Here is a 26,379-nt window from a genome sequence, read left to right as displayed (position 1 = left end):
AGGCGAAAAATCCGACAAGTCGCGGCGCGGAGCGCCCGACTTGTCGCGTCGCGTCCAGCACGTCAGCGGACGCGCCGCCGAACTCCTCACCCCGGATCGGCCAGCGCGGGGCGACGAGGCGGGCGGTGGAGACCTTGCGGGCCGCGTCGTCAGCCGCCTGTCCACAGAGAAGTCGGCGCGCGCAGGCCCCGGGTGCCCGTGTCGACCCGGCAGCCGCGCGGTGAACGGCTCGGCCGGCAAAGAGGTGAACGGCTCGGCCGGCAAAGAGGTCGCGACTTGGAACGGGAGCGCCGCGCGTCACAGCGAGCGCGTAGCGTGAAAGCCCAGGAGCCGCTCGATGGCCCCGGTGTCGATCGGAGTCGCGGTGCCCGGGATCGGGGCGCGCAGCTCGGTCTCCGGGTGGTACCGCGCGATCAACTCCGTTGTGGACAGCTTGGACATGGTGTGCGGGGCGGCCAGGAGCAACGGGTGGAAGCCGGTCACCGGGCGCGTCAGGGCCAGCCACACCGCCTCGGCCGCGTCGTCCACGTGCAGATACGACCAGGAGTCCGCGGCCATCGTCGACGGGTCGCGTTCGCACGCCGAAGCCGTGGTGCGCAGCCGGGCCCAGTCTGCCGTGAACGGGAAGCGCAGGGCCACGATGTCCAGGCCGTGGCGGCGGTGCATCATCGCGGCCGTCGCCTCGTCGGCCTGCTTCGACAACGAGTACGCGTCCTCGATCTGCAGCGGGGTCCGCTCGTCGATCGGATAGTACGCCGGGTGCAGCTCGCGCTCGGCGAAGCGCAGGCCCATGATCGAGTAGCTGGACGCGATGACGGCGCGGTGCACGCCCGCCCGTGCGCACTCCTCCAGGACGTTGAACGTGGCGCGGGTGTTGCCGGCGAAGACGTCGAGCGGGGGGTCGTTCAGCGGGCTCGGAATGGCGGCCAGGTGTACCACCGCGTCGACGCCGGTGCCGATGGCCGCCCGGACCGTGGCGGGGTCGCCGGCGTCGCCCGTGACCGAGTGCTCCACTGTGGACGGTGCGCGATCGTGCAGTACCAAGGCATGGACCGGCACCTGCTCGGCCGCGAGGCGGGCGCAGACGGCGCGGCCGATGTTGCCGCCCGCGCCGGTCACGAGAACCCTCACGGGGCCTCCAGCGCGCCGTCGGGGCGGCGGACCACGGCCGCCCAGCGGTCGAACAGGAACTTGGTCGGCGGGAACTGCGCCGCCTTGCGCTCGTCGAGGTCGACGCCCCAGCCGGGCTCGTCCGACGGCTGCATGTAGCCGCTCACGACGTCCGGGCAGCCGGGGAAGACCTCGTGGGTGGCCTCGTTGTACTCGTGCGACTCCTGGAACCCGAACGCCGGGCTGGAGATGTCGACCGCGAGGTTGGCCGCGACCCCGACCGGCGAGACGTCGGCGGGGGAGTGGAACGCGGTTCGCACGCCGCACAGCTCGGCGAGCGCGGCGAGCTTGCGGGTGGGGGTGAGGCCGCCGATCGCCGACGTGTGCAGGCGGATCAGGTCGACGCCGCCGTCGCGGATCAGCCGTGCCGCGTCCGGCACCGAGCCGACCTGCTCGCCGACGGCCAGCGGCACCGGGGACGCCGCCCGCACCTCCGGCAGCCGGTCGTAGTGCTCCGGCGGGATCACGTCCTCCAGGAACGACAGCCCGAAGGGCTCCAGCGCCCGCGCGAGCACGACCGCCTGCTTCGGGGTGAGCCGGCTGTGCACGTCGTGCATGAGGTTGATCTGGGAGCCGAGGCGCTCGCGGGCGGCCGCGAACAGCGCCGGGGTCCCGCGCAGATACCGCTCCGGGTCCCAGCCGTCCGGGTTCGGCGAGCCCGGGTAGTGCCCGCCGGTGCCGGGCGCCCCGTAGCTGCCGAGGCCGGGCTCGGCGCGCTGGATGCGGATGCAGCGGTAGCCCTGGGCGATCAGCCGTTCGGCCTCGTCGAGGACCTCCCCGGTCGTGTCGCCCGACGCGTGCGTGTAGACCTCCACGCCGCCGCGGACCCGGCCGCCGAGCAGCTCGTAGACCGGCACCCCGGCGCGCTTGCCGGCGATGTCCCACAACGCCTGGTCCAGTCCGGAGAGGGCGTTGTTCAGCACCGGGCCGTTGCGCCAGTACGACGAGAAGTGCACCGTCCGCGTGATGTCCTCGATGTCGGCCGGGTGCCGCCCGATCACAAGGGGCCCCACGTGCTCGGACACGGCCGCGGCGACGGCGGCGTAGCGCTGGGTGAAGGTGGCGCAGCCGAGCCCGTGGAGCCCGGGCTCGCTGGTCTCCACCTTCACCACCACGAGCGGCAGCCCCTCGGGCGCCGTGACGATCGGGCGGACGGCGGTGATGCGCAGCCGGTCGCGGGCCGGCCACGGCGGGCGCGCCTCGGGCAGTCCACCGTGCTCGTCGAGCAGGGCGTTGGGATCGTGTGCGGCACTCACCCGCCCAGTCTAGGAGGGCCGCTCCTGCACCAGGTATGCGACGGGTTACCGTTGCCGCCGTGGAGATCGAGAGGTTCTGGGCGCTGATCGAGGGCGGGGCGGACCTCACCGAGCTGCCGCCCGACGAGATCGTGGCCTTCGCGCGGCGATACTCGCAGGTGCTCGACGCCGCCTACCTCGCGCCGCTCTGGGCGGCCGCGTACCTCATCGAGGGCGGCTGCGGCGACGACGGCTTCCGCGACTTCCGCGCCGGGCTGATGCTGCAGGGCCGGGCCGCCTTCGAGGCCGCGTGCGCCGATCCCGACTCGCTGGCCGACCTGCCGATCGTGCGGGAGATGGCGGCGGGCTCCGGCTGGCTCGGCTACGAGGCGCTGCACTACGCCGCCCGCAACGCCTACCGCGCCCGCACCGGCGACGTGGCCGCGTTCGACGCCGCGCTCGCCGCCGGGCGGCCGACCGGGCCGGCGGGGCCGGCCCGGGGCGAGCGCTGGGACGTCGAGGACGAGGCCGAGAACGAGCGGCGCCTGCCCCGCCTCGCGGCCCTGTTCCAGTAGGCCCGCGGCCTCAGCGGCCGCGAGCGCCGATCACGCCCCGGGCGCGCAGGGCCGCCTGGAGCTTGCCCACGTCCACCGCGTGCGCGTCGAAGCCGCCGAGCGCGGCCAGGGCCGCCGCCGTCCCGGCCGCCTCGCCCGTCGTGAAGCAGGTGGCGGTGATGCGGGCCGATCCGTTGGCCTCGTGGGTGGTCGAGATGCAGCGGCCGCCGGCCAGGAGGTTGGTCAGGTCCTGGGCGACGAGGGTGCCGAAGGGGATGTCGTACGCGGCGGGCAGCCCGTCGGTGTGCGACAGCCCGGGCGCGTCGGCGTCGTGCACGTCGATCGGGAACGCGGCCAGGCCGACGGCGGTGTCGTCGCGGCGGGCGCCGAGCACGTCGTCCTGGGTGAGCGTGCGCCGGCCGAGGATGCGCCGGGACTCGCGCACCCCGACGCGGTCGGCGACGGCGGCGAGGTACGCGTTGGTGCCCCCGGGCACGTAGCGGCGGAACCAGTCCACGGTCTCGAGGACCTGCCGGGCCAGGACGGTGTACCCCGACACCGTGCGGGTCACGTTGAGCAGCGCCTCGCCCCGGGTCGGCCAGCCCGCCAGGTGCAGCTCGGTGCGCCGCCACGACAGCCGGCCGTCGGCGTGGCCGGCCGCGAGCAGCGCCCCGAGGCCCCACAGGTTGACGTGGTCGTCGCCGGCCGCCCCGATCCGGCTGCCGGCGCGGAAGTCCTCCGGGTGGGCGCGTGCGTAGTCCAGCAGCGGGCCGAAGTCGACGCCGCCGAGCTTCAGCAGCAGCGAGACCGGCTGGGTGCGGCCCGGGCGGTCGGTCTGCATCGCGGCTCCGGCGAGCGCGAAGACGACGGCGTCACCGGAGCAGTCCACGACGAGGGCCGGGCGGATGACGCTGCCGCCGACGCCGGCCGTCTCGACGCGGACCTCGGTCACCGCCGAGCCCTCCGTGGACACCGCGGTGACGGCCGTGTTGAGCATCAGGCGCGCGCCGGACTCGTGCAGCAGTACCGCCTCGGCCATCGCCAGCTCGGCGTGGTTCACCGGGGTGCGGGTCGCGGTGTAGCCGACGTCGTCGGGGATGTGCCCGGGCGAGCCGCCGTAGCGCTGCAGCAGCGCGACGATCCGTTGCCCGACGCCGCCGGTGACCTGGTTGCCGGCGGCGTCGTGGAAGCCGGCGCTGTGCTCGAGCAGCTGCCACGCGAGCGTCCCGCCGACGTGGCCGGTCGCCTCGACGAGCAGGGTGTCGGCGCCCGACTCGGCGGCCGCGACCGCCGCGGCGACGCCGGCCGATCCGGCGCCGACGACGAGCACCTGCGCAGTGAGGACGGTTGGGGTGGGGCTCACGGGGAGGCTCAGCCTTTCACGCTGCCGGCCGTCAGGCCCTTCTCGTAGTAGCGCTGCAGTACGAAGAAGAGGACGACGACGGGGATGGTCACGAGGGTGCTCAGCGCCATGATGGCGCCCCAGCGGATGTCGAAGGAGGTCACGAGCCCGGCCATGCCGACCGGCGCGGTGACGGTGTCGCCCTGGGCGATGACGCTGGCGAGCAGGAACTCGTCCCAGGACAGGATGAAGGCGAACATGGCGGTCGTGGCCAGGCCGGTGCGCAGCAGCGGCAGCGTGACGCGCACGAAGCCGCCGAAGTAGCCCAGGCCGTCGACCCACGCGGCCTCCTCGAGCTCGCGCGGTACCGCCTCCACGAAGCTCTTCATGAGCCAGGTCGTCAGCGGCAGCGTGATCGTCAGGTGCGCGATCACGATGCCGGCCAGCGAGCCGGCCAGGCCGAGCGAGGCGAGCACCAGGTAGAGCGGTACGAGCAGCAGGATCGCCGGGAAGAGGTACGAGATGCCCAGGCAGGCCAGCAGCACCCGCCGCCCCGGGAAGGTGAAGCGAGTGACCGAGTATCCGGCCGCCGTGCCGAGCGCGAGCGAGACGAGGGTCGTCACGACCGCGACCACGAAGCTGTTGGCGAACCAGCGCAGCGCGCCGGAGCCGAAGACCTCCTCGTACCAGGCGCCGGTGACCGCGGTCGGCACGACCGACGGGTGGCTCTGGAAGAGCTGGTCGGCCGGGCGTACCGAGCTCACGACCATCCAGAGGATCGGCCCGACGGCGAAGAAGACGATGAGGGCGAGCGCGACGACCCGGCCGGCGATCCCGGCGACGGCCGCCTTCGAGTGCCGCCGCTCAGGCCGTGCGCCGGACCCGGGCCCGGTGGAGGATCCAGCCGACGAGGCCGACGAAGCCGAGGAAGAGCCCGGCAAGGGATGCGATCGCTGCTGCGTAACCGACGCGGAACTCACCCATGACCACCTTGTAGATGTATGTCGACAGGACTTCGGAGGACCCGGCCGGGCCGCCGCGGGTCAGCAGCCACACCAGCTCGAAGTACATGAGGGTCCAGATGCCGCGCAGCGCGAGCAGCGACAGCGCGGCGGAGCGCAGGTTGGGCAGGGTCACGTGCACGAACTCGCGCCACGGTCCGGCGCCGTCGACCCGCGCCGCCTCGTACTGCGCCTTGTCGATGCCCTGCATGCGCGCCCAGAACACGAGCATCGCGAACGGGAAGCCGCGCCAGATGTTGACCAGCACGACCATGGCCAGCGAGGTGCTCTCCTGCCCCAGCGGGTTGGCGCCCGGGTCGAGCGCGCCCCAGGTCTGCAGGCTGGTGCTGATGATGCCGTAGTGCCCGTCGAGCATCCACTGCCACACCAGGGCGCTGGCGATGACCGGCACCACGTACGGGATGAGCAGCAGCTGGCGGATCCAGCGCATGCCGGGCCAGTCGGCGTCGATGAGCAGCGCGGCGGCGAGCCCGAGCCCTAGCTGGCCGGCGAGCGACAGCACCGTCCACACCAGGGTGTGGCCGACGGTCGACCAGAGGGTGCGGTCGGCGAACACGTCGCCGAAGTTGCCCAGGCCCACGAACGACGCGTCGCCGGTGAGCAGGTCGATCGAGAACAGCGAGGTACGGAAGCTCTCGAAGATGGGGTACGCCAGGATGACCGCGAACAGCAGCGCAGCGGGCAGGGCGAAGGCGATGCCTGCCCGCTGCTGCCGCCCGGTCAGCCCGCGCGTGAGGATCGCGGGAGTGGAGGCCATGGTTCCGCCGTTCAGTTCACTTTGGCGAGACGCTTCATCTCGGTGTTGATCTTGTCGAAGGCCTGTTCGGCGGTCAGGCTCCCGGCCGCCGCGGCCTGCAGGTTGTCGCCGACGAAGGTGGTCGCCTCGATCTGGCCCGCCAGCGGGTTCAGGCCGGCCTCCATGCCGTAGCGGTACCACTCCGGCAGCGAGTCGTCGCGGATCGTCTGGATCTGCGACGCCAGCTTCTGCACCGTCGGGTTGCCGGTGAAGACCGGCGAGGCCGCGGCGCTGGTGGTCGCCGGCAGGGCGAACACGGGCCGGGTGTTGACCCGGGCGGCCTGCAGGTCGGCCGCCATCATGCAGGTGACCAGCTTCTTGGCGGCCTGCTGGCGGCGCTCGTTGCTCTTGCCGACCATGTAGAAGTAGCCGCCGCCGATCGAGCCCTGGGGCTTCACGCCGGCCGCCGGGCCGGGTAGCTGGAACACGCCGATGTTGTCGAGCATCGCCGGGTTCTGCTCGGTGGCCATGCCCACCACGGCGCCGAAGTCGAGCGTCATCGCGGTCTTGCCCTGCACGAACGCGGTGCGGAAGTCGGTCCAGGTCCAGGTCCGTGACTCCGGCGGGGACGCGGCCTTGTAGAGGTCGAGCATGAACTGGGTGGCGGCGACGGCCTTGGGCTTGTCGCGATCCAGCGCGTACTCGCCGGTCTTGGGGTCGAACGTGTGCACGCCGTTGGCGTAGAGGAACTGGTAGTACGTCTGCGGCGCCACGAGCGCGGAGGCCATCGGCACCGAGAAGCCGCGCACGCCGCCGGCCGGGTTGTCGAGCTGCTTCGCGGCGGCGAGCAGCTCGGGCCAGCTCTTGGGCACCGCGATGCCCTTGGCGGCGAAGAGGTCCTTGCGGTAGTACACCTCCTGGTGCAGCGCCCAGTCGGGCACCGCCCAGGTCTTGCCGTCCTTGCTCACCGCGTGCAGGAACGAGCCGACGAAGTCGCCGCGGCCGTGCTCGTCCACCACGTCGTCGACCGGCACGATGTAGTCACCGGCCTGGGCCGCGGCCACGCCGCCCTCGATGGTGTTCATGACGTCGGGCCCGTTGCCGGCCCGGAACGCCGTGACCATCTTCGGGTACATGCTGTCGAACGGCACCGCCTCGAACGCGACGGAGACGTCCTGCTGCTTGGCGACGCACTGGTCGGCCTGCTGCTTGATGACGTCCGCCTGCGCCTTGACGGTCAGGTTGGTCCAGAAGGTGAGCTTGATCGGGCCGCCGTTGTCGGCCGCCGCGCCGCCCGGGCTCTTGGCCGCCGGCGGAGCGCAGGCCGAGGTCAGTGCGAGAGCGCCGGCGACGGCGGCGGCCGTCAGGGTGTGCCGCGCTCTCGGAGGGCGTCGAAACATGTCATGTCCTCGCTGTTGCCGGTTGATTGCCACCCCGTGTTATCGGTTACACCGTGACGCCAGGCACTCTTCATGTCAAGGCCCTCAACCGAAACATTGCTGCTCACGACTTCGAAACCTGCCGTTGACACAGCGGTCCGGATCGGCAACAGTGATCGCAGATGTAACCGGTGACATGTTCGTCGAGGCACGGAAAGGCTGCCATCACATGACCCTGGCAACGAAGACCACCTTCAAGGGCGTCATCCCGCCGCTCGTGACCCCGTTCGATGCCGACGAGAACATCGACGTCGAGGCGCTGCGCGCGGAGGTCCGCCACCACCTCGCCGCCGGCGTGCAGGGCATCTGCGTCACCGGCTCGACCGGCGACGGGCAGATGCTCTCCCTCGAGCAGTCCGTGACCATCGCCAAGGTCGCCGTGGAGGAGGTCAACGGGGCGATCCCGGTCATCGCGGGCATCATCCGCGACTCCACCGCCGAGGTGATCCGCTACGGCAAGGCGATCGCCGCGACGGGCGTCGACGCGCTGCAGGTGACGCCGGTGCACTACCTCTTCCAGCCGGACGAGGAGACCACGATCGAGTACTACCGGCGCATCACCGAGGCGACCGGCACGCCCGTCATCGTCTACAACGTCATCCCGTACGCGCTGATCCCCGCCACGACCGTCTACCGCATCCTGCAGGAGGTCGAGCTCGTCGTCGGCGTCAAGCAGTCGGGCGGCAACATCCACCAGCTCGCCGACCTGCTCAAGGCCGCCCCGACGGAGGGCGTCGTCCTGACGGCCGTCGACGACCTGCTGTACCCTGCCTACCTGCTCGGCGCCCAGGGCGCGGTCAGCGCCACGCTCACCGTGGTGCCCGAGCTGTGCGTGGCCCAGTGGGACGCGGTCCAGGCCGGCGACCACAAGACCGCCCTGGACATCCACAACAAGCTCCTGCCGGTGTGGCGCTCGATCGACGGGCCGAACATGACGGTCCGGATCAAGGCCGCGCTCGCCCTGCAGGGCCGCAACGGCGGCCTGGGAGCGCACCCGCTGACGCCGGTCAGCGACGGCGAACGGGCGGCGATCCGCGCCGCTCTGGTGGAGGCGGGCGTTCTTCCGGTTTGATGGAAGCGCTCTCCCCGGCGAGTTGAGGAGTAGGTGTGGCAGGCATTCGCGACGTGGCCCGGCTGGCCGGAGTGTCGACCGCAACCGTGACGCGCGCCCTGCGTGACGAGTCGTCGGTGACCGCGGAGACCAAGGCGAAAGTCCTGGCCGCCGCGGCCCGGCTCGACTACGTGCCGAGCGCGGCGGCCCGGGCGCTGTCCCAGGGCCGCTCCAACGTGCTCGGCCTGTTCGTCCCGGACGTCGTGAACCCGTTCTACGCCTCCGTCGCGCAGGGCATGGCCGACCGCGCCGCGGAAGCCCGCTACCAGCTCGTGATCGCCGGGTCCCACCTCAACCCGGAGCGCGAGCGGCAGATGGTGACGTCGCTGCACGACGGCACCTTCGCGGGCCTCGCCGCCACCACGGTGGGCACCGACGAGAGCTTCACGTCGGCGCTCACCGGGCAGCGTGGCCCGCTGGTGCTCGTCGACCGCCGCCCGCGCGGGCTGCGCGCTCCGCTGGTGCGCACCGACAACCGGAAGGTCACCCGCGATGCGGTCGGCCAGTTCTTCCGGCTCGGCCACCGCAAGGTCTCGATGATCTCCGGACCGCGCGACTTCGACACCGCGTGCCAGCGGCTCTCGGGCTTCCGGCTGGCCTACCGCGACGCCGGGATGGCCGTTCGTGAGGACTACATCAGCCACGGCCACCTCGGCGAGGAGGGCGGCTACCGGGCCATGAACGAGCTGCTCGCGATGCCCGAGCCGCCCACCGCGGTGTTCTGCTTCAACAACCTCGTCACCGTCGGCGCGCTCAAGGCCATCCGGGCGGCCGGGCTGAAGATCCCGACCGACATCAGCCTGCTCGCCTTCGACGACATGAGCCTCTTCCCGCTCGTCGAGCCGCCGATCACGGCCATCGCCCAGCCCGCCTACGAGATGGGCCGGGCCGCCGCGGACCTGCTGCTGCGCCGGATCGCCGGCGAGACGGACCTCGCCGACATCGTCCTGCCCGCGACGCTCGTCACCCGCGAGTCGCTGGGCCCGCCCCTGAGCTAGGAAAGCCGACCCTCACATGGCAGCACCGTTCCTCGCGTCCGCGAGCGACTACGTCGACCGGGCGCTGGGCGGCTTCGCGCGCGCCAACGCCGACGTCGTCGCCCTGCACTCCGACCCCGTCTACATCCGGGCCGTCGCGCCCGACCCGGGCCGCCGCACCGGGCTCGTCTCCGGCGGCGGCTCCGGCCACGAGCCCATGCACGCCGGGCTCGTCGGCCGCGGCATGCTCGACGCCGCGGTGCCGGGCAAGGTCTTCGCCTCCCCGCACAACCGGCAGGTGTACCAGGCCAGCCGCGCCGTCGCCGGGCCCGAGGGCGTCCTGCACATCGTCAAGAACTACACCGGCGACCGGATCAACTTCGGCATCGCGGCCGAGCGGCTGCGCCACGACGGCGTCCGCGTGCAGCGGGTGCTCGTGGACGACGACATCGCGACCGACAGCGCCGACACGGCGACCGGGCGGCGCGGTACCGGCGCCACCATCCTGGTCGAGAAGCTCCTCGGGGCGGCCGCGGACACCGGGCTGGGCCTGTCCGAGCTCGCCACGCTCGGCACCCGGGTCGCGGCCCGCTCGCGCAGCATCGCCGTCGCCGCCCAGGCGCACACCTCGCCCGCCACCGGCCGGCTCGCGTTCGAGCTCGACGAGGCGGAGGTCGAGTACGGCGTCGGCATCCACGGCGAGCGTGCCGCCCGCAGCGTCCCCCGCCCGCCGCTGGAGGAGCTCGTCGGGCGCATGGTCGAGGACCTGCTCACCAGGACCCCGGCCGGCGACCGGGCGCTGCTGCTCGTCAACGGCCTCGGCGCGACGACCGCGATCGAGCTGCACAACGTGTTCGCCATCGCGGCCGACGTCCTGGCCGAGCGCGGGGTGGGCCTCGGCGGCAGCCTGGTCGGCACCTGGACCCCCGCGCTGGACATGAAGGGGTTCTCGCTGACCCTGACGATGCTCGAGGACGACTGGCAGTCCCTGTGGGACGCGCCGGTCTGGACCGCCACGCTACGGAAGTGACTGCCCGATGCTGATGGATACCTTTCTGCGCCTGGCCGAGCGCGAGCACGCGGCGCTGACCGCGATGGACCAGACCGCCGGCGACGGCGACTTCGGCGACAACCTGTGCGGCGCCCTGCGGCTCGTGGTCGAGCGGGTGCCCGCCGGGGCGACGCCGAGCACCGAGCTGGCGGTCGCCGCCACCTGCTTCCTGGACGAGGTCGGCGGCACCAGCGGCCCCCTGATCGGCCTGCTGCTGCAGGAGATGGCGGCCGCGCCGACCCTCGTGCAGGGCCTGACCGACGGGATCGCGGCGATCCAGCGGGTGGGGGAGGCGAAGCTCGGCGACCGCACGATGCTCGACAGCCTCATCCCCGCCCGCGACCACCTCGCCGCCCACCCGGACGACCTGGCCGGCGCGGCCGCGGCGGCCGAGCGCGCCGCGGAGTCCACAAAGGACCTGCGGGCCCGGGCCGGCCGCGCCAGCTACGTCGGCGACCGCGCGCTGGGCACGCCCGACGCGGGCGCGACCGGCATGGCGCTGTTCCTCGCCGCGCTCGCCGAGGCGGGTGCCCGATGACGGAGCTGACCGGAGCGATGTTCATCGGGTTCAAACGCGTCCACGGTACCGCCGGCAGCGAGCACTCCCGCGACGCGTCCACGGGCGCGCCGATCGGCCCCGCCTACGGGATGGACGACGGCAGCGCGACGGACGCGGCCACCCGGCTCGCCGCGGACGCGTTCGACGCCTACCGCTCCCGGCCCGCCGCCGACCGCGCCGCGTTCCTGCGCGCCATCGCCGACCGGCTGGCCGCGCAGGAGGACGCCTTCGCCGCGCTGGTCGTGGCCGAGACGGCGCTGCCCGAGGCCCGGGCCCGCGGCGAGCTCGCCCGCACCACCGGCCAGCTGCGCCTCTTCGCCGCGCTGCTGGACGAGCCGGGCTGGGAGGACCGCCGGCACGTCCCCGGCTCGCCGGACCTGCACGCCCGGCGCATCCCGCTCGGTCCCGTCGCGGTCTTCGGCGCGTCGAACTTCCCGCTGGCGTTCTCCGTCGCCGGCGGCGACACGGCGTCCGCGCTCGCGGCCGGGTGCCCGGTCGTGGTGAAGGCCCACCCGGCGCACCTGCAGACCGGCGAGCTCGCCGCCGCCTGCGTGGCCGCGGCCGCCGCCGAGACCGGCATGCCCGACGGCACCTTCTCGCTCGTCTACGGCGCCGGCAACGAGATCGGCACGCGGCTGGTCGCCGCCCCGCCCATCGCCGCCGTGGGCTTCACCGGCTCCCGGGCGGGCGGCCTCGCCCTCATGGCCGTGGCGCAGGCGCGGCCGGTGCCGATTCCGGTGTACGCGGAGATGTCCAGCGTCAACCCGGTGTTCCTGCTGCCCGAGCGCCTGGCCGCGGGCCCCGCGCAGCTCGCCGAGGCGTTCGTCGCCTCGCTCACCGCGGGCGCCGGCCAGTTCTGCACGAACCCGGGCCTGCTGCTCGCCGTCGACGGACCCGGCCTGGCCGAGTTCCGCACCGCGCTGGCCGCCCTGCTGGACGAGCGGCCCCCGGCGACGATGCTCACCCCGGCCATCGGCGCGGCCTACAGCCGCGCGCTGCGGGCCCGGGCCGACCGCCTGATCGCCGGCGCCGCGGACGCCTGCACGCCGGCGGTGTTCGCCGCGACGGCCGCGCAGTTCGGCCGCGACCCCCTGCTGCGCGAGGAGGTCTTCGGCGCCGCGTCCCTGCTCGTGACGTGCGCCGACGCCGACGAGCTGGTCGCCCTGGCCGAGTCGCTGGAGGGCCAGCTGACCGCGACCCTGCACGCGGAGCCGGCCGACCACCCGCTGGCCCGGCGGCTGCTGCCGGTGCTGGAGCGCCGGGCGGGCCGCATCATCTACAACGGCTGGCCGACGGGCGTGGAGGTCAACGCCGCGATGGTCCACGGCGGCCCGTTCCCGGCGACGTCGGACGGCCGCTCGACGTCGGTGGGCACGATGGCGATCGAGCGCTTCCTGCGCCCGGTCGCCTACCAGGACCTCCCGCCGGACCTGCTGCCCTGACCGGCCGCGGTCGTGACGAGGTAGCGCTCGTCGGCGACGGGGCCGCCCCAGAGGGCCGGGTCGGTCAGACGGATCGGCTCGGCCTCCCGGCCCAGGCGGCGCAGCAGCTCGACGCAGGCGGCGGCGGTCAGGCCCGCGCCGGTGGACCAGCGCCCCTCCACGAGGACGAGCCGGTCGGCCAGGCCGAGCCAGCGGGCCAGCGTGGCCGACGGGTCCGGGACCGACCACAGCACGTGGCGGACCAGCACCACGTCGAACGAGCCGCGGGCGAACGGCGGCCGGGTCGCGTCGCCGCGGACCAGCGGCAGCGCGGGGGCCTTCGCGCGGGCGAGCCGCAGCATCTGCGCGGACTCGTCGAGGCCGCAGACGCGGTGCCCCTGCTCCGCGGCGAGGAGGGCGAGGCTGCCGGTGCCGCAGCCGAGGTCCACGACGGACGACGGCTCCGGGGGCAGCACCGAGGCCAGCAGCGCCGACCAGGCCGCGCGCACGGCCGGGTCGCGCAGGCCGTGGTCGGGCTCGTCGTCGAACGCCGCGGCGTAGGCGTCCCAGGCCGCGCTCACGGCGAAAGGATAACCGGACGTTCGGCCCGCGAGGGTGGACCGGCGGTCACAGGGGGCGGCGGTAGCGCAGCTCCCGCAGCGGTACCCCGTCGAAGTCCTCGGTCTGGGTCGCGCCGTCCGGGTGCCAGCCGGCGGCCTCGTAGAAGCGGCGCGCGCGCTCGTTCGTGGCCAGGACCCACAGCACCGCCTCGGTGCAGCCCGCGGCGCGCAGATGGTCCAGCCCCGCCGCCATCAGGGCGCGGCCGATGCCCCGGCCCCAGGCGCCCGGGCGCACGTAGATGGCGGTGATCTGGCCCGTCGCCGGGTCGGGGTGCGCGAGGGTGGAGACGAAGCCGGCCAGCCCGCCGGCCTCGTCGTCCACCACGCAGACGGCGGCGGCCGGCGGGAGGTTGCTCAGCCGGTTGTGCCATTCCCGGGCGCGTTCGGCCGGGTCGAGGGCGTCGAGGTGGGCCTGGGGGATCTGGCCGCGGTACGCCGCCTGCCAGGTGTGCACGTGCAGCGCGCCGAGCGCTTCGGCGTCGGCCGGGGCCGCGGGTCTGACGGTCACGGCGTCCTATCATACGGACCCGATAATCTGACTGGATGAGCATGATCGGCAACTACCTGCGCATCACGCCGCTGGAGTTCGATCGCGCGCGCCGGGATCCCGACTGGGCGATGGAGTACGCCGACGAGCTCGAGGACGCCGAGATCGACCAGCCGGAGAGCCCCGCCGGGCGGCTCGCCAAGGACCGCCTGCACCGCACCGACAAGTCGTGGGACGCGCTGCGGTGGCTCCTCGAGCGCGCCGCCTGCCCGATCGACGTGGTCCACGGCGAGGACGAGTTCACCGAGGACGACTGGGGCTACGGCCCGGCCTTCCTGCTCACCCCGGACCGCGTCGCGGAGGCCTCGGCGTTCCTGTCCGCCCTGCCCTACGACCGGCTCATCGACGGCGTGACGGGCGCCGACCTGGACGCGGCCGACGTCTACCCGAAGGCGTGGAGCGAGCCCTACGCCCTCGACCACCTGCGCAAGTACTACGACGACCTGGTGCGCTACTTCGCCGCCGCCACGGCCACCGGCGACGCGATGGTGGTCTGGCTGAGCTGAGCGGCTACGGCGCGAGGCGCCCGGTGCGGCAGGCGTACCCGGCCGGCGCCGCCCGGTCCCGGCACCCGGTCTTCGCCGGCAGGTGGTTCACGTGCGTCTTCACCCGGGCGAGCCGGCCGCGCCCGGCGAGCACCGCGGCCTCCTCGCGGGCCGCGCGGGTCGCCGCCTCCGGGTCGAGCAGGGCCCGGGAGTGGTCGTGGGCCTCGCGGGAGACGCCCGCGGCCCCGGCCGCGAGGGAGAGGAACCCGGCCCCGGCCGCGAGGCTCAGCACCGCGGCGGCCCCGTCGGCGGAGGTGCGCGCCTCCGCCCGGCCGGCCGCGGCGACGGCGAGCGCGGCCGCGGCGACGGCGAGCGCGGCCGCGGCGAGCCACGGGTGCAGCGCGTCGAGCGACGGGTGGCGGGGGACGCCGAAGCCGAGGCCGGTCATCGCCGTGTGGACCGGCACGATCCCGGGCCCGGACGGGTGCAGCGCGTCGAGGGCCGCCCCGGCGAGGCGGCGCGGTGGCCACGTGACTTCAAGGTGCAAGTGATTCGCGGCGTGCGTCACTTCAAACGTGAAGTCATATGCGGTACCGTGGAGGCATGGAGGACCAGCAGGAGCCCCGCTGGCTCGACGATGACGAGCGGGAGACCTGGTTCGCGTTGGTCAGTCTCATGATCCGGCTCCCCGCGGCGCTGGATCATCAGCTGCAGCGCGACGCCGGGATCACGCACTTCGAGTACCAGGTGCTGGCCGGCCTGTCGATGGCGCCCGAGCGGACGCTGCGCATGAGCGTGCTCGCCCAGTTCGCCGAGGGCACCCTGCCGCGGCTCTCGCAGGTCGTGGCCCGGCTGGAGAAGCGGGGCCTGGTCACCCGCCGGCCCGATCCGGCCGACGGGCGGTACACCCTGGCCACCCTCACCGACGAGGGCTCGGCGGTCGTCGTGGCCACCGCGCCCGGCCATGTCGCCGAGGTCCGCCGGCTCGTCTTCGACCCGCTCACCAAGGCCCAGCTTCGCCAGCTGCGCGCGGCCGGCGAGCGCATCGCCCGCGCCGCCGACCCCGGCGCCCCGTGTCCCGGCAGCATCTTCAGCGAGAGGTCTCCGTCATGATCCCGGCCGGTGCCTACGACCAGTTCCTCGTCGACGCGCTGGAGCAGTCCCGCGCCCATCGCGGGTGGGAGCCCGCCGACGGGCCGCTGCCCGCGCTCTACCTCAGCCACGGCGCCCCGCCGCTGTTCGACGACGCCGAGTGGCTGCGGCAGCTGTTCGACTGGGCGCGGGCGCTGCCCAAGCCGCGCGGCATCGTGATCGTCTCCGCGCACTGGGAGACCGCCCCGCTCGCGCTGTCCGCGACCGGGGCCGCCACGCCGCTCGTCTACGACTTCGGGGGTTTCCATCCGCGGTACTACGAGCTGACCTACCCCACCCCCGACGCGGCCGCGCTGGCCGATCGGGTCGCGGCCGCGATGCCAGCCTCCGAGCCGGTGTTCCGCCACCCGCGCCGCGGCCTCGACCACGGCGCCTGGGTGCCGCTCATGGCCATGTACCCGCTCGCCGACGTCCCGGTGCTGCAGGTCAGCCTGCCCAGCCACGACCCCGCCCGGCTCCTGGCCATCGGCGCCCGGCTGCGGGAGCTGCGCGGCGAGGGCGTGCTCGTCATCGGCTCCGGCTTCATGACCCACGGGCTGCCGTTCGTCACCCCGGCGATGTTCCGCGGCGAGGTGCCCGCCTGGTCCTCGGACTTCGACGCCTGGATCGCCGACGCGCTCGCCCGCGGCGACGTCGACACGCTCGCGCAGTTCGGCCGCGCGCCGGGCATGCCGTTCGCCCACCCGACGCCGGACCACTTCATCCCGCTGTTCGTGACCCTCGGCGCCGCGGCCGACCCGGCGGCCCCGGTGACCACGACCGTCGACGGCTACATGTTCGGCTTCTCCAAGCGCTCGTTCCAGACCGCCGGCTGACGCGCACCCCGGCCGCGGCCGAAGTACCCGCGCGCGGCCGGGGTGTTCAGCGGCACCAGCGGCGTCACCGGCCAGGTCGCGTCGGACAGCGCCCGCCCGAGGCCGACGTCGGGGTCGAGCGAGCGGACCGCGAAGTGCGCGATGGCGAGGGTGTGCACGGATGCGCTCACCGGGAATCCAGCCGCTTGACCCAGCGCCGCCACTGCGGCTCCGACGCGTAGCCCGCGGCCGCCCAGGCGTGGTGGGCCAGCTCGTTGTCCCGCAGCACCATCGCGTCGGCCCGGTGCCCGCCGAAGGCCCGGAAGCGCTCCTCGGCGGCGTCGAGCAGCAGGCGCCCGATGCCCTGGCGGCGCCGCGCGGGGTGGACGGCGAAGCGGTACAGGTGGCAGCGCCAGCCGTCGAAGCCCGCGATGAGCGAGCCGACGATCGCGTCGCCGTCCACCGCGAGCCGCAGGGCCTCGGGGTCGCGGGCGATGAGCGCGGCGACCGCGGCGCTGTCGTCGCCGACGCGGTTGGTGTCCTCGGCGGCGACCTTCCAGAACGCGAGGACGGCGGGGATGTCGGCGGCCTCGGCCGAGCGCAGTGTGACCGTCATGCCGCGGCGCGATCCATCGTCAGCCTCGCCACGGGGCGCCCCGGGTCTCGCGCCGCGCGGACCGGCCCGCCTCCAGGTGCAGCACGTCGAGCAGCGTCGGATCCTCGTCCACGACGTGGTGCAGGTGCAGCCGCCGGGGGTTCGCCGAATCGGCGCCGTGCAGCTGCCACGTGCCGTCGTCGGCGCCGTGGCTCACGGTGAGCACCGGGTCCGGGCCGGCCTTGATGCACGCGGTGCCCAGCAGCCAGTGCCGCATCCACCAGGCCCGGCGGTCGCGCTCCATCACCTGCTCGGCGACCCACCACACGAACGGCAGGTCCTCGTGGGCCCGCGCCTGCGCGGCGGTGAGGTCCGGCCCGCCCTGCGGGACGTCCGCGAACGGCTCGTCGACCAGCGAGAAACCGGTGCCGCCGTCTTGCTCGGTCACCGCGGCGTGGAAGGTGCCGCCGCCCGGGTTGCCGGCGCCGATGCCGATGCTCAGGCGGCCCACGCGCGGGTCCGCGTCCGTGGCCCAGCCGAACGCGTAGGACGCCAGCTCGCCCTGCGGCCCGACGAACTCGCCGGAGGCGCGGCGCTCGACGGCCCCCGGCACCTCGGTGAGCTCGTCCTCCAGGACCTGCACGTCGGTGCGCCCGATCGCGTCGACGGTGACGTCGACGACGGCCGGGCGGTGCGGGTCGACCGGGTTGATCGCGGCCGACTCCAGGCGCTGTTCGAGCGCCTCGAGGCCGCGGGAGTGCCGGAACGTCTTCTCCTGCGCGGTGATGGGCAGCAGCCACAGCAGGCGCGCGTGGCCGCCGGGCAGCGGGCACGTCTCCAGCGCCGGCCCCCACGGGTAGGGCAGGCTGACGAGCAGATGGTCGCACGCGGACTCGCCGAGCCAGGGCCGCCCGATCGAGACGGTGTGGCCGTGGTCGAGGGCGTAGTCGCCGCCGCTCGCGTGGTAGTACGCGACCATGGTCAGCGTCTCGACGTGCAGCTCGTCGTCGGCGTCGGGGGCGTACAGCAGGAACTCGAGCCCGTGCCCGTGGTGCTGGGTGGCGTCCCAGAGGCCGCTGGTGACGTAGAGCCGGCCGCCCTCCTGCGGCGCCACGCTCAGGATGTGCAGGCCCGCAACCAGGTGGTGGACCGGCCCGGGCGCGGCCGGCAGGACGGCGACGTCGCGGCCGGGGAACCGGGCGCGCACGTGCTCCAGCAGCGCCGACGCGGCCGGGGTCAGCTCGTGATCCACACCGGCAGTCTGCCACGGCGGGCTCCCGGCCGGGACCCGGACCGGCTCCACGCGGGCCGGTGACCGGGGGACCGGGGTGGGGGAGCGGCCGGGCGGCCTTTGTCGATCAGGTGGCCGCCGCGGGCCGCACCTCGCCGCGGTGGTGACCCAGGGCTGATCGCCGCCGCGTCGTGGATGGTGCTGCGGACCGTGGGTGCCCAGCTCCTCGCGGCCCGGCTGCACCACGCCAACCGGCTCTACGGCACGTTCGGGCTCGTGCTCACCGCGTTCGCCCGGATCTCCCTGCCGGGCACCCGCCGCGCTGAACCCGGGCCTCGCCGTGCGACGGTCACGAACGCGTGGCCGCCGGTGCCGGTGCCGAGCAGTCGAGGTTGCCGAGATTCTTGCTCGCCATCTGCAGATGCTGGCGCAGGACCGGCAGCTGGGCGGCGGCGAACTGGCGGACCTGGGCGTTGTCGGCGTGCGCCGCCTCCTGCTCGAACGCGTGCACGTCCGTCACGTGCAGCGCGTAGATGGCCGGGGCGTACGAGCAGTCGAACGCACCCCCGCGCACGCTCGTCCAGGTGGTGGTGAGGTTGCGCTGGTCGGGGTTCGGCGCGGACGACAGGCTGACGCCGAGCGACTGGTCGAGCGCCTGCAGCTGCTGCAGCTCCTTGCCGTGGTCGGTGACCATCCGCCGGCCGAACGACTGCACCGCCGCGCTCGCGGCCCGGTCGGCGGCGAGCCGCCCGGTGGCCACCTCGAACTGGGCTCCCTGCGCGGCCTGGGTCAGGAACGCCCGGTCCGCGGTGCTGACCTGGGTGCCGGTCGGCGCCTGCCCGCCGGGCGTGGCCTGCCCGGTCGGTGACGGAGCCGGTGGTGGTGGACCGCCGCCCTGCGCCGGAGCGGCCGCGCCGCAGGCCGTGAGGGGCAAGGCGGTCGCCGTCGCGCACGCGGCCGCGGCGACGCTGATGGCGAATCGTGCTCGCATGACTTCCTCCGGGGCAGTGCAGTGCCGCTGAAGGCCCACGACTACCCGCTCGGCGGGTTCCTCACCGGGTTTCCCGGCCGCGATGCCGCCGACGCCCGGGCGCGGCCGGCGGCCTCGCACCCGCCAGGGGCAGGGCCGCGCCGCCGATCACGTGCCAGACTTGAGCCGTACCGACACCGCGGCACAAGGAGGTGCCATGGCCGCCCATGAGCCGGTGACCTCGCCGGACCAGCGCAAGCCGGGACATCCACGCGCCGCCCGGCTCGGCGCGGTCCTCGTCGCGGCGATGCTGGTCGCCCTGGTGTTCGGCAGCGACCAGGAGGACAACATCTCCACGATCTGGGTGACGGCCGGCGCGGGTCTGCTGCTGGTCGTCATGATCCTCGACTGGGTGCTGCGCCACCACGGGCTGCGCTGACCCGGGGCCGGCGCGGCGACCGGCACCGGGCGATGTGCGATGCGTCGCCGGGACGCCTGAGAACCTGCCACTTCCGGGCCCGCATCCCGGCCGTGAGAGCCCCGTATCCCTGCCACTTCCGGGCCCGCATCCCGGCCGTGAGAGCCCCGTATCCCGGCCGCGGGAAAGTGGTCGATCGGGCCGGCATTGGGTAGGCGGGATCAGGTAGGCGAACGAACAGAGGAAGGCAGCAACGAACCAAGGAGGTGTGTCGTGGTCCAGACTTCGCAATATCAGGACCTCGCCGGACACCCGGACATCGCCGAGATGCAACAGCGCTATGAGCGGATCGGCTCCAGCGGGCAGGCGGTCGTCATCGATGGCCTGGTGTTGCTTGCCGGTGCCTGGCTGGCGATCTCGCCGTGGGTGGTGGGCTTCAGCGCCAGCGCGCCGAACCTGACCGTCAACGACCTGATTCTCGGCATCGCGATCGGCGTGATCGCCCTGGGGCTGGCGATGGCACCGGGCCGGATGTTCCGGTTGAGCTGGGCTATGACGGCGATCGGCGTGTGGGTCGTCATTTCGCCGTGGATCGTGCAGCGAGGGACCACGGGGCCGACCATCGGCACCATCGTGTCGAACGTGGTGGCCGGAGCCGTGACCGTGCTGCTTGGCCTCGGCGCCGTCGGGATGCTGATGTCGGCCCACCGCCAGACCGGATTCAACCGGGGCATCGGGCGGCGCGGCCAGCAGGAGCGTGGCGGCTATGAGCGGGGCGGCTACGACCGCGGGGGCTATGACCGCGGCGGTTACGACCGTGGCGGTGACCGGCCCGCCGGTGACCGGCCCGGGTACGACCGGCCCGGCTACGACCGTGCCACCAGCGACCGGCCCGGCTACGACCGGCTCGGCACGGAGCAGCGGCCCGGCTTCGACCAGCCGGGCGGGGAGCGCGCCGGGTCCGACGCGGACCGGCCCGGAACGGAACGCCGGCCCCGCTGACGATCGGCGCGGCGCCGCCGTGCGCTGCGGCGGTCATCCGACGACGGGAGCCCGTCCACTGCCTACAGACGGGCTCCGTCGGGTTTGGCTTGCGGCGCCCGAGCACTGAGCGTGGTCATCGATATACAGAAGGTTCGGCCGGGCGTAGCATTCGACCATGAACAACTCCGGCGAGATTGCGCAGATCGAGGACGCGGAGGGCTACATCGCGTCGATCTGCTTCAAGACGGGTCCGCCCCTGTCCGTCGGCGTCGAGATCGAGCAACTCGTGCACGACGCCGATCATCCGCACCGGCCGCTCAGCGCCGCGGCGCTCACCGCGGTCGTCGGCGGTCACGAGCCCGGCGACGGCGGGCGCGTCTCGCTCGGGCCGGGCGGGCAGGTGACCCTCGCGGCGTGGCCCCAGGCCGGCCTCGAGCGGCTGCACGAGACCGTCCACGCCGAGATCGAACGGGTCGATCTGCTCATCACGCGGGGTGGTCTGCGCCTCGCCGGGCTCGGCATCGACCCGCACCGGGCACCCCGGCGGGTGCTCGCCTCGCGGCGGCAGCGGGCCATGGCCGCCGCCTTCGCCCGGCGCAGCGGTGACGGGCGCATCCTGATGTACAGCACCGCCGGGCTGCGCCCCCTGCTCCCGGCCGGGCCGCCCGGCGAGCTCGCGGCGCGCTGGGCCGCCGTGCACGACCTCGGGCCCGCGCTGCTCGCGCTGTTCGCCAACTCCCCGGTTCACGCCGGCCGCGACACCGGCTGGGCGTCCACCCGCATGCGCGCCTGGCAGGGCCTCGCCCGCGCCGGCGCCCGCCCGACCGGCCCCGACCCGGCCGCGGCCTGGGCCGAATACGCGCTGCGGGTCCCGCTGCTCTACGTGCGCGGCCCCGGCGCCAGCTGGAGCGTGCCCGACGGGGTCACGTTCGCGGACTGGATCGGCGGCGCGCTGCCCCGCCGGCCGACCTACGACGACCTCGACGAGCACCTCGGCACGCTCTATCCGCCGGTGCGCCCGCGCGGACACCTCGAGGTGCGCTACCTGGACGCGCAGCCGGGCGGGGACTGGTTCGCGCCGGTCGCGTTGCTCTCGGCGCTGCTGGGCGACCCGGCCACGGTCGACGCCGCCCGCGCGCTGGCCGAGCCGGTCGCCGATCGCTGGGTCGAGGCCGCCCGCTACGGGCTGACCGACGCCGGGATCGCCGCGGCCGTCGCACCACTGGTCGACCTGGCGCTGGGTGCGCTCGACCGGGGCGGGCTGCCGGGGTCGCTGCTCGAGGAGGTCTCGGGCGCGGTCCAGAGCCGGTTCCGTCGTGCCCATATGCTATAAATTCGATAGGAGACGTCGGCTGATTGCGGGGTCGTGATGGCGGTCGCGGCCCTGCTCTTCACCGGCGCCTTGGTCGCGCTCGGCCTGCGCCACGAGCTCGGGTTCTGGGTGCTCGCCGGGCTGGCGATCGGATGGCAGCTGGTGCTGGTCGAGCGGGCGCTCGGCCGGTCGCGGGGCCGTGATACCGGAAGTCCGCCTCCGCCTGATGCGTGATGCGGTGCAGGGCGCGGTCCGGCGACAGCTCGGCCCACACGGGCGGCTCGGGCGGGGTGTCGACCCCGAAGCCGACGAGCTGATGGGCGAGCCGCACGACCCGGTTCACCACGAGTGTCATGGCCTGTCGTCGCATGCCAAAAGCATACTTCTCCGATAGGATTCAGTCGAGGGTGTTCGCCGGCTTCCGCCGCCGGCGGTGCGGCGTCTGCACCCGGGCCGCGCCCCGCGGCAGCCGGCCCGCGCCGGGCGTCACACGGGCTGCGCCGCGCGGCGGCCGGCCCACCGCCGGGCGTGGCACGGGCTGCGCCGCGCGGCGGCCGGCCCACCGGGCGTCGCACGGGCTGTGCCCCGCGGCAGTCGGCCCGCCGCCGGGCGTGGCACGGGCTGCGCCTCGCGGCGGCCGGCCCACCGGGCGTCACACGGACTGCTGCTCGGTGATGCCGGGCCGGAGGTTGGCCGACGCGACCGCCTTGCCGTTGGGGCTGTAGACGGTGATCCGCGGGTACTGCGCCGCGGGCAGCGGCGACGTCTTGCCCTCGACGGCGACGCTGGACGGCGCCGGCTTGCCGTGCCGCTGCAGCCAGAAGACGACGACGGGGGCCTGGGCCGGCGCCGACCCGGCGGGCGTGTCCGTCCAGCGCGCGAAGGTGGCATCGGTACTGGTGCCGTCGGCCTGGCTGGTGATCCGGGACACGGCACCCTTGTAGGCGCCGTACTCGATCAGCGAGCCGTCGGTGGCGACGCACTGGTGCAGGCCGAAGAACGGATTCTGGTCGTCCGAGCCGGTGCCGCCCGTGCACAGGCCCTCGCCGTTCGGGTCGACCTTGCCGGTCGCGGTGTCGCGCACGGCCGCGTCGAGCTGGGGGCGATTGCCGAACACCAGGATGTACAACACCAGCTCTTTGCCGTTCACGGCGATGCCCGTCGGCATCGTGTTGCCGGCGACCTTGGCGCTGGGGCCGATGTCGATCGGGATCGACGTGGGGGTGACCGGCCCGCCCGGATGCGACCCGTTCGTCGCCTTCGCGCAGGCGGCCGGGGCGAACAGGAGCGGGACGAGCAGGAGCGGCAGGCTACGACGCATATCGACCAGACGCCGCGGGCGGGTCAGATGGTTGGCGGGGCGGTGCTGCCGCGCACGACGAGCTCGGTGGCCAGCTCGACCCGGGCCGGCTCGACGGCCCCGCCGAGGGCGAGCTGGAGCACCATCCGGGCCGCGGTGGCGCCCATCTCCGCGAACGGCTGGCGGACCGTGGTCATCGGCGGGCCGCACCAGCGGGTCACCTCGATGTCGTCGAAGCCCACGACGCTCAGGTCCGCGGGGATGCGCAGGCCGAGCCGGCGCGCGGCCTCGTAGACCCCGAGGGCCTGCAGGTCGTCGCCGCACACGATCGCGGTCGGCCGGTCGGCCCGGGCGAGCAGGTCGTGGCCCAGTTCGATGCCGTCCTCGAAGGTGAACCGCCCGTGCCGGACCAGCTCGGGGCCCAGGGGGCACCCGGCGGCCTCGAGCGCGCCGCGGGACGCCTCGAGCCGGGCCCGCGCGCACAGGTACTCCATCGGCCCCGTGACGACCGCGATCCGCCGGTGCCCGAGGTCGAGCAGGTGCCGGGTCGCGGCCACCCCGCCGCTCCAGTTCGTCGCCCCCACGGACGGGATGGTGTGCGTCGGCTCGCCGGTCGGGTCGAGCACCACCATCGGCACCCCGCTGGCGATGAGCTGCTCGTACTGGCGCATCCGGTACGCGGAGTTCACGGCGATGACCCCGGTGGGGCGGCGCGCGAGGAGCCGGTCGGCGGGGCGGCGGCCGCTGGGTGCCGGGCCCTGCAGGTCGGTGAAGCCGACGGCCAGGCCGTGCTCGCGGACGGTCTGCTCGACGCCGCGCAGGATCTCCATCGCCAGGTGGCTCTCGAGGCCGAAGAAGGCGACCTCGACGTTCGGGGTGGTCGCGGCGGCGTCGGCGCGGCGGTACCCGTGCTCGCGCAGCAGCGCCTCGACCCGGTCGCGGGTCTCGGGCGCGATGCCGGCCCGCCCGTTGAGCACCTTGGACACGGTGGGGACGGAGACTCCCGCCAGCTGCGCGATGGCGGCCACGGTGACCTCCCCCCGGCGGCGCGCGCTCATGCCGTCACCTCCGCTTCGCTCCGGCGCCGGCATGAGGGAAGGCTGTGCTGCTGATGAGCGGCCACTCCGCTTCGCTCCGTACCGCTCATGCGAGCGGGGCCGTGCTGCCGCGGATGACCAGCGGGGTGGCGAGCTCGAGGCGGGAGGCGTCGAGGCGTCCGCCGGCGGCGAGGGTGAGCAGCATCCGGGTCGCCAGGGCGGCCATCTCCGTCAGCGGCTGCCGCACGGTGGTCAGCGGCGGGATCGCCCAGCGGGCCTGCTCGAGGTCGTCGAAGCCGACGACGGACAGGTCGTCGGGGACCCGCCGGCCGCGCTCGTAGAGGGCCTCGTAGGCGCCGCGGGCCATCTCGTCCGAGCACGCGAAGATCGCCGTCGGCGGCTTCGGCAGGTCGAGCAGGGCGAGGGTCTCGCGGTGCCCGGTCGGGCTGGTGAAGTCGCCGATGCGGATGAAGCCGGGCGGGATCTGCAGGCCGGCCGCGTGCATCGCGGCCCGGTAGCCGTCGATGCGGGCCTGGGAGCACAGCACGTCCTCGGGGCCGCCGATGACGGCGATGCGGCGGTGGCCGAGGCCGATCAGGTGCTCGGTCGCGGTCAGGGCGCCGGTCCAGTTCGTCGCGCCGACGGACGGTACCGCCGGATCGGGCTGCCCCACGGGGTCGATGACGACGACCGGGATGCCGAGCCCGGACAGCTGCTCGAGCTGCTGCGCGGACAGCTCCGACAGGACCAGGAGCACCCCGTCGGAGCGGCGCGCGGCGAGGCCGTCGAGCCAGCGGCGGTCCGGCTCGGTGCGCACCCGCCCGTGCACGGCGGAGACGACGACGCCGGTCCCGGCGCGGTGCGCGGTCTCCTCGACGCCGGCGAGGATCTGCATCGACCACGAGTTGCCCAGGTCGACGAAGACGACGTCGATGAGCCCGGCCGCGGTGGACGGCCGGGCGCGCCGGGGCTTGTAGCTGTGCCGGCGCAGCAGCTCCTCCACCCGGTCCCGGGTCGCCGGGGCGACGTCGCGCCGCCCGTTGAGGACCTTCGAGACCGTGGGCACGGAGACGCCCGCCTCGGCGGCGATCTCCGCCATCGTGGCCCGGTGGTGCTGCGGCATCCGGTGTCCCTTCGCGTGTGCGGCCCGCAGAGTCTACGTCGAAACTTTCGCGAGCCACCGCACCTGCCGGGCCGTGTGCAGTGCCTCGCCGCCCTCGTGGCCGTTGAACTCGTACACGTGCATGGTCCGGTCCGCGCCGCCGTAGCGGTTGTAGGCCGCGAACGCGGTGCTGGGCGGGCACACGGTGTCGCGCAGGCCGACGCCGAAGTGGGCCGGGGCGGTGGCCCGGCGGGCGAAGTGCACGCCGTCCACGTAGGACAGTGTGCGGCGCACCCGCTCGTGGGCCTCGCGGTGCACGGCGAGGTACTGGGTGATCTCGCCGTACGGGGCGGCGTCGGTGAGGGCCAGGGCCCGCTCGATGTGGCACAGGAACGGCGCCGAGACGAGCACCGCGTGCAGGTCCGCCGCCAGCCCGGCGACGGCCAGGGCGAGCCCGCCACCCTGGCTGTTGCCGGCCGCCGCGACCCGGGTGGGGTCGACGCCGGGCAGCGCGCGCACGGCGCCGACGGCGCGCACGGCGTCGACGATGAGCCGGCGGTAGTAGTACTGCGCCGGGTCGAGGATGCCCCGCGTGGTGGGCCGGTGCCCGCCCGCGCCGCCGCGGTGCGGGTCGGGGGTGTCGCCGCCGTTGCCCCACTGGTCGCCCTGCCCGCGCACGTCCATGAGCAGGTGCGCGTAGCCGGCCGCGGGCCAGGTGAGCCGCTCGCCGGGCAGGCCCCGGCCGCGGCCGTAGCCGGGGAACTCCACGACCGCCGGCAGGTCTTCGGTGGCGCCCGCGGGCCGGGTGTACCAGGCCCTGATGGGCGCGCCGCCGAACCCTTCGAACGCGACATCCCAGACGTCGACGAGCGTGAGCCCGGTGTCCCAGGGCCGGGCGCTGAGCACGGTGCCGCCCTGGGCCGACGCCCAGAATGCGGCGAAGTCGGGCGGCTCGGGGACGTCGGGCGCGTAGTGCTCCAGTTCCGCCAGTGGCAGGTCGAACGCGGGCATGCCGGGGCCTCCGATAACCTCCGAAAGTTTCTGATCGCCGGACGGTCGGCGCCGCGCGTCATGGTAGCGCTACCAGGCCGTCGGCAACAGATCGGCGTTGGCAAGTGTTTGCAGCTCAAGGCGGCACAAGCGGGTCCCTTGACACCATCCATCGAAAAATCTACATTACGCGTTGCCTGACGTCAGGTTTCCGAAACTTTCGGG

General features: G+C 74.1%; 30 protein-coding genes. 13 read left to right on the top strand and 17 right to left on the bottom strand.

From position 1 onward, the window contains the following. Positions 1 to 297: 297 nt before the first annotated feature. A complete protein-coding gene (locus tag ACQP2P_RS29835; protein ID WP_433606362.1) occupies positions 298 to 1,131 on the bottom strand; it encodes an NAD-dependent epimerase/dehydratase family protein in 834 nt (277 codons plus the stop codon). Continuing rightward, positions 1,128 to 2,426, bottom strand: coding sequence for an enolase C-terminal domain-like protein (locus ACQP2P_RS29830; RefSeq protein WP_433606360.1), 1,299 nt, complete (start codon positions 2,424 to 2,426; stop codon positions 1,128 to 1,130). Before ACQP2P_RS29830 ends, ACQP2P_RS29835 begins: the two co-directional genes overlap by 4 nt. A 59-nt stretch (positions 2,427 to 2,485) precedes the next feature. Here ACQP2P_RS29830 and ACQP2P_RS29825 point away from each other — a divergent pair, with 59 nt between their 5' ends. Further along, complete coding sequence (locus tag ACQP2P_RS29825; protein ID WP_433606358.1) at positions 2,486 to 2,980, top strand: DUF4240 domain-containing protein; 495 nt, start codon at positions 2,486 to 2,488, stop codon at positions 2,978 to 2,980. 10 nt (positions 2,981 to 2,990) lie between these two features. Here ACQP2P_RS29825 and ACQP2P_RS29820 read toward each other — a convergent pair whose 3' ends face one another. The 4 genes from ACQP2P_RS29820 to ACQP2P_RS29805 all read right to left on the bottom strand — a co-directional run bounded on the left by ACQP2P_RS29820 (position 2,991) and on the right by ACQP2P_RS29805 (position 7,459). Then, complete coding sequence (locus ACQP2P_RS29820; protein WP_433606357.1) at positions 2,991 to 4,322, bottom strand: FAD-dependent oxidoreductase; 1,332 nt, start codon at positions 4,320 to 4,322, stop codon at positions 2,991 to 2,993. Positions 4,323 to 4,330: 8 nt separating this feature from the next. Continuing rightward, positions 4,331 to 5,065: a carbohydrate ABC transporter permease gene (locus ACQP2P_RS29815; RefSeq protein ID WP_433606355.1), complete on the bottom strand. Its 735-nt coding sequence runs from the start codon at positions 5,063 to 5,065 to the stop codon at positions 4,331 to 4,333. Positions 5,066 to 5,165: 100 nt separating this feature from the next. After that, complete coding sequence (locus ACQP2P_RS29810) at positions 5,166 to 6,080, bottom strand: carbohydrate ABC transporter permease (protein ID WP_433606353.1); 915 nt, start codon at positions 6,078 to 6,080, stop codon at positions 5,166 to 5,168. 11 nt (positions 6,081 to 6,091) lie between these two features. Continuing rightward, positions 6,092 to 7,459 carry an ABC transporter substrate-binding protein gene (locus ACQP2P_RS29805; RefSeq protein WP_433606351.1) on the bottom strand — a complete coding sequence of 456 codons (1,368 nt, stop codon included), beginning with the start codon at positions 7,457 to 7,459 and terminating at the stop codon, positions 6,092 to 6,094. Between the two features lie 208 nt (positions 7,460 to 7,667). Between ACQP2P_RS29805 and ACQP2P_RS29800 the strand changes: the two genes are divergently transcribed. The 5 genes from ACQP2P_RS29800 to ACQP2P_RS29780 are packed head-to-tail and all read left to right on the top strand — an operon-like array spanning position 7,668 to position 12,638. After that, a complete protein-coding gene (locus ACQP2P_RS29800) occupies positions 7,668 to 8,570 on the top strand; it encodes a dihydrodipicolinate synthase family protein (protein WP_433606349.1) in 903 nt (300 codons plus the stop codon). 35 nt (positions 8,571 to 8,605) lie between these two features. Continuing rightward, positions 8,606 to 9,607 carry a LacI family DNA-binding transcriptional regulator gene (locus ACQP2P_RS29795; protein WP_433606347.1) on the top strand — a complete coding sequence of 334 codons (1,002 nt, stop codon included), beginning with the start codon at positions 8,606 to 8,608 and terminating at the stop codon, positions 9,605 to 9,607. Between the two features lie 16 nt (positions 9,608 to 9,623). Further along, on the top strand, positions 9,624 to 10,616 hold the full coding sequence (locus ACQP2P_RS29790; RefSeq protein ID WP_433606345.1) for a dihydroxyacetone kinase subunit DhaK: 993 nt from the start codon (positions 9,624 to 9,626) through the stop codon (positions 10,614 to 10,616). Positions 10,617 to 10,623: 7 nt separating this feature from the next. Further along, positions 10,624 to 11,175, top strand: coding sequence for a DAK2 domain-containing protein (locus ACQP2P_RS29785; RefSeq protein WP_433606343.1), 552 nt, complete (start codon positions 10,624 to 10,626; stop codon positions 11,173 to 11,175). Next, positions 11,172 to 12,638 carry an aldehyde dehydrogenase (NADP(+)) gene (locus ACQP2P_RS29780; protein ID WP_433606341.1) on the top strand — a complete coding sequence of 489 codons (1,467 nt, stop codon included), beginning with the start codon at positions 11,172 to 11,174 and terminating at the stop codon, positions 12,636 to 12,638. The genes ACQP2P_RS29785 and ACQP2P_RS29780 overlap by 4 nt, the downstream gene beginning before the upstream one ends. Here ACQP2P_RS29780 and ACQP2P_RS29775 read toward each other — a convergent pair. Together ACQP2P_RS29775 and ACQP2P_RS29770 are read right to left on the bottom strand one after the other, a co-directional pair. Next, entirely contained in the window at positions 12,605 to 13,198 is a 594-nt protein-coding gene (locus ACQP2P_RS29775; protein ID WP_433606339.1) for a class I SAM-dependent methyltransferase, read from the bottom strand. The two genes, ACQP2P_RS29780 and ACQP2P_RS29775, sit on opposite strands and share 34 nt — an antisense overlap. A 46-nt stretch (positions 13,199 to 13,244) precedes the next feature. Then, on the bottom strand, positions 13,245 to 13,745 hold the full coding sequence (locus ACQP2P_RS29770; RefSeq protein ID WP_433606337.1) for an N-acetyltransferase family protein: 501 nt from the start codon (positions 13,743 to 13,745) through the stop codon (positions 13,245 to 13,247). Between the two features lie 35 nt (positions 13,746 to 13,780). Between ACQP2P_RS29770 and ACQP2P_RS29765 the strand changes: the two genes are divergently transcribed. Next, a complete protein-coding gene (locus tag ACQP2P_RS29765) occupies positions 13,781 to 14,290 on the top strand; it encodes a YfbM family protein (protein ID WP_433606335.1) in 510 nt (169 codons plus the stop codon). A gap of 4 nt (positions 14,291 to 14,294) precedes the next feature. On the opposite strand, the gene ACQP2P_RS29760 is transcribed toward ACQP2P_RS29765, so the two are convergent. Then, the gene (locus tag ACQP2P_RS29760) at positions 14,295 to 14,816 is read right to left on the bottom strand and encodes a hypothetical protein (RefSeq protein ID WP_433606333.1); all 522 of its coding nucleotides are present in this window, start codon (positions 14,814 to 14,816) and stop codon (positions 14,295 to 14,297) included. 56 nt (positions 14,817 to 14,872) lie between these two features. Between ACQP2P_RS29760 and ACQP2P_RS29755 the strand changes: the two genes are divergently transcribed. Next, on the top strand, positions 14,873 to 15,382 hold the full coding sequence (locus ACQP2P_RS29755; RefSeq protein WP_433606331.1) for a MarR family winged helix-turn-helix transcriptional regulator: 510 nt from the start codon (positions 14,873 to 14,875) through the stop codon (positions 15,380 to 15,382). Then, positions 15,379 to 16,236 (top strand): dioxygenase family protein, encoded by an 858-nt coding sequence (locus ACQP2P_RS29750; RefSeq protein ID WP_433606329.1) that lies wholly within the window; start codon positions 15,379 to 15,381, stop codon positions 16,234 to 16,236. Before ACQP2P_RS29755 ends, ACQP2P_RS29750 begins: the two co-directional genes overlap by 4 nt. Here the strand turns inward: ACQP2P_RS29750 and ACQP2P_RS29745 are convergent. The 4 genes from ACQP2P_RS29745 to ACQP2P_RS29730 all read right to left on the bottom strand — a co-directional run bounded on the left by ACQP2P_RS29745 (position 16,191) and on the right by ACQP2P_RS29730 (position 19,032). Then, on the bottom strand, positions 16,191 to 16,406 hold the full coding sequence (locus ACQP2P_RS29745) for a hypothetical protein (RefSeq protein WP_433606327.1): 216 nt from the start codon (positions 16,404 to 16,406) through the stop codon (positions 16,191 to 16,193). The two genes, ACQP2P_RS29750 and ACQP2P_RS29745, sit on opposite strands and share 46 nt — an antisense overlap. Beyond that, positions 16,403 to 16,831 carry a GNAT family N-acetyltransferase gene (locus ACQP2P_RS29740; protein ID WP_433606325.1) on the bottom strand — a complete coding sequence of 143 codons (429 nt, stop codon included), beginning with the start codon at positions 16,829 to 16,831 and terminating at the stop codon, positions 16,403 to 16,405. The genes ACQP2P_RS29745 and ACQP2P_RS29740 overlap by 4 nt, the downstream gene beginning before the upstream one ends. Positions 16,832 to 16,850: 19 nt before the next feature. Then, the gene (locus ACQP2P_RS29735) at positions 16,851 to 18,062 is read right to left on the bottom strand and encodes a suppressor of fused domain protein (RefSeq protein WP_433606323.1); all 1,212 of its coding nucleotides are present in this window, start codon (positions 18,060 to 18,062) and stop codon (positions 16,851 to 16,853) included. A gap of 328 nt (positions 18,063 to 18,390) precedes the next feature. Then, positions 18,391 to 19,032 (bottom strand): DUF4142 domain-containing protein, encoded by a 642-nt coding sequence (locus ACQP2P_RS29730; RefSeq protein WP_433606321.1) that lies wholly within the window; start codon positions 19,030 to 19,032, stop codon positions 18,391 to 18,393. 196 nt (positions 19,033 to 19,228) lie between these two features. Between ACQP2P_RS29730 and ACQP2P_RS29725 the strand changes: the two genes are divergently transcribed. The 4 genes from ACQP2P_RS29725 (at position 19,229) to ACQP2P_RS29710 (ending at position 21,959) form a co-directional block, all read left to right on the top strand. Further along, positions 19,229 to 19,450: a hypothetical protein gene (locus ACQP2P_RS29725; RefSeq protein ID WP_433606320.1), complete on the top strand. Its 222-nt coding sequence runs from the start codon at positions 19,229 to 19,231 to the stop codon at positions 19,448 to 19,450. A 252-nt stretch (positions 19,451 to 19,702) separates the two neighbouring features. Further along, entirely contained in the window at positions 19,703 to 20,431 is a 729-nt protein-coding gene (locus tag ACQP2P_RS29720) for an SPW repeat domain-containing protein (RefSeq protein ID WP_433606318.1), read from the top strand. A 157-nt stretch (positions 20,432 to 20,588) separates the two neighbouring features. Continuing rightward, positions 20,589 to 21,746, top strand: a complete 1,158-nt coding sequence (locus ACQP2P_RS29715) for a glutamate-cysteine ligase family protein (protein WP_433606316.1) — start codon at positions 20,589 to 20,591, stop codon at positions 21,744 to 21,746. Between the two features lie 33 nt (positions 21,747 to 21,779). Next, positions 21,780 to 21,959: a hypothetical protein gene (locus tag ACQP2P_RS29710; RefSeq protein WP_433606315.1), complete on the top strand. Its 180-nt coding sequence runs from the start codon at positions 21,780 to 21,782 to the stop codon at positions 21,957 to 21,959. A 418-nt stretch (positions 21,960 to 22,377) separates the two neighbouring features. On the opposite strand, the gene ACQP2P_RS29705 is transcribed toward ACQP2P_RS29710, so the two are convergent. The 4 genes from ACQP2P_RS29705 to ACQP2P_RS29690 all read right to left on the bottom strand — a co-directional run bounded on the left by ACQP2P_RS29705 (position 22,378) and on the right by ACQP2P_RS29690 (position 26,175). Further along, on the bottom strand, positions 22,378 to 23,046 hold the full coding sequence (locus ACQP2P_RS29705) for a hypothetical protein (RefSeq protein WP_433606313.1): 669 nt from the start codon (positions 23,044 to 23,046) through the stop codon (positions 22,378 to 22,380). 23 nt (positions 23,047 to 23,069) lie between these two features. After that, entirely contained in the window at positions 23,070 to 24,083 is a 1,014-nt protein-coding gene (locus ACQP2P_RS29700) for a LacI family DNA-binding transcriptional regulator (protein ID WP_433606311.1), read from the bottom strand. Positions 24,084 to 24,168: 85 nt separating this feature from the next. After that, positions 24,169 to 25,185, bottom strand: coding sequence for a LacI family DNA-binding transcriptional regulator (locus ACQP2P_RS29695; RefSeq protein WP_433606309.1), 1,017 nt, complete (start codon positions 25,183 to 25,185; stop codon positions 24,169 to 24,171). Positions 25,186 to 25,218: 33 nt separating this feature from the next. Continuing rightward, on the bottom strand, positions 25,219 to 26,175 hold the full coding sequence (locus ACQP2P_RS29690; RefSeq protein WP_433606307.1) for an acetylxylan esterase: 957 nt from the start codon (positions 26,173 to 26,175) through the stop codon (positions 25,219 to 25,221). Between the last annotated feature and the right edge of the window lie 204 nt (positions 26,176 to 26,379).

It is taken from the genome of Dactylosporangium sp. CA-139114, from assembly GCF_050955725.1.
Taxonomy (GTDB): domain Bacteria; phylum Actinomycetota; class Actinomycetes; order Mycobacteriales; family Micromonosporaceae; genus Dactylosporangium.
Note: the sequence above shows the minus strand (reverse complement) of the source record. Positions and strands in the feature narration are given on the sequence as shown.

Bases quoted from the DNA above. Each gene is read 5' to 3' on its own strand.
- ACQP2P_RS29730 (WP_433606321.1), bottom strand. From the start codon at position 19,032: ATGCGAGCACGATTCGCCATCAGCGTCGCCGCGGCCGCGTGCGCGACG.
- ACQP2P_RS29700 (WP_433606311.1), bottom strand. From the start codon at position 24,083: ATGAGCGCGCGCCGCCGGGGGGAGGTCACCGTGGCCGCCATCGCGCAG.
- ACQP2P_RS29805 (WP_433606351.1), bottom strand. From the start codon at position 7,459: ATGTTTCGACGCCCTCCGAGAGCGCGGCACACCCTGACGGCCGCCGCC.
- ACQP2P_RS29690 (WP_433606307.1), bottom strand. From the start codon at position 26,175: ATGCCCGCGTTCGACCTGCCACTGGCGGAACTGGAGCACTACGCGCCC.
- ACQP2P_RS29750 (WP_433606329.1), top strand. From the start codon at position 15,379: ATGATCCCGGCCGGTGCCTACGACCAGTTCCTCGTCGACGCGCTGGAG.
- ACQP2P_RS29780 (WP_433606341.1), top strand. From the start codon at position 11,172: ATGACGGAGCTGACCGGAGCGATGTTCATCGGGTTCAAACGCGTCCAC.
- ACQP2P_RS29765 (WP_433606335.1), top strand. From the start codon at position 13,781: ATGAGCATGATCGGCAACTACCTGCGCATCACGCCGCTGGAGTTCGAT.
- ACQP2P_RS29715 (WP_433606316.1), top strand. From the start codon at position 20,589: ATGAACAACTCCGGCGAGATTGCGCAGATCGAGGACGCGGAGGGCTAC.
- ACQP2P_RS29785 (WP_433606343.1), top strand. From the start codon at position 10,624: ATGCTGATGGATACCTTTCTGCGCCTGGCCGAGCGCGAGCACGCGGCG.
- ACQP2P_RS29740 (WP_433606325.1), bottom strand. From the start codon at position 16,831: ATGACGGTCACACTGCGCTCGGCCGAGGCCGCCGACATCCCCGCCGTC.
- ACQP2P_RS29725 (WP_433606320.1), top strand. From the start codon at position 19,229: ATGGCCGCCCATGAGCCGGTGACCTCGCCGGACCAGCGCAAGCCGGGA.
- ACQP2P_RS29695 (WP_433606309.1), bottom strand. From the start codon at position 25,185: ATGCCGCAGCACCACCGGGCCACGATGGCGGAGATCGCCGCCGAGGCG.
- ACQP2P_RS29705 (WP_433606313.1), bottom strand. From the start codon at position 23,046: ATGCGTCGTAGCCTGCCGCTCCTGCTCGTCCCGCTCCTGTTCGCCCCG.
- ACQP2P_RS29800 (WP_433606349.1), top strand. From the start codon at position 7,668: ATGACCCTGGCAACGAAGACCACCTTCAAGGGCGTCATCCCGCCGCTC.
- ACQP2P_RS29755 (WP_433606331.1), top strand. From the start codon at position 14,873: ATGGAGGACCAGCAGGAGCCCCGCTGGCTCGACGATGACGAGCGGGAG.
- ACQP2P_RS29790 (WP_433606345.1), top strand. From the start codon at position 9,624: ATGGCAGCACCGTTCCTCGCGTCCGCGAGCGACTACGTCGACCGGGCG.
- ACQP2P_RS29810 (WP_433606353.1), bottom strand. From the start codon at position 6,080: ATGGCCTCCACTCCCGCGATCCTCACGCGCGGGCTGACCGGGCGGCAG.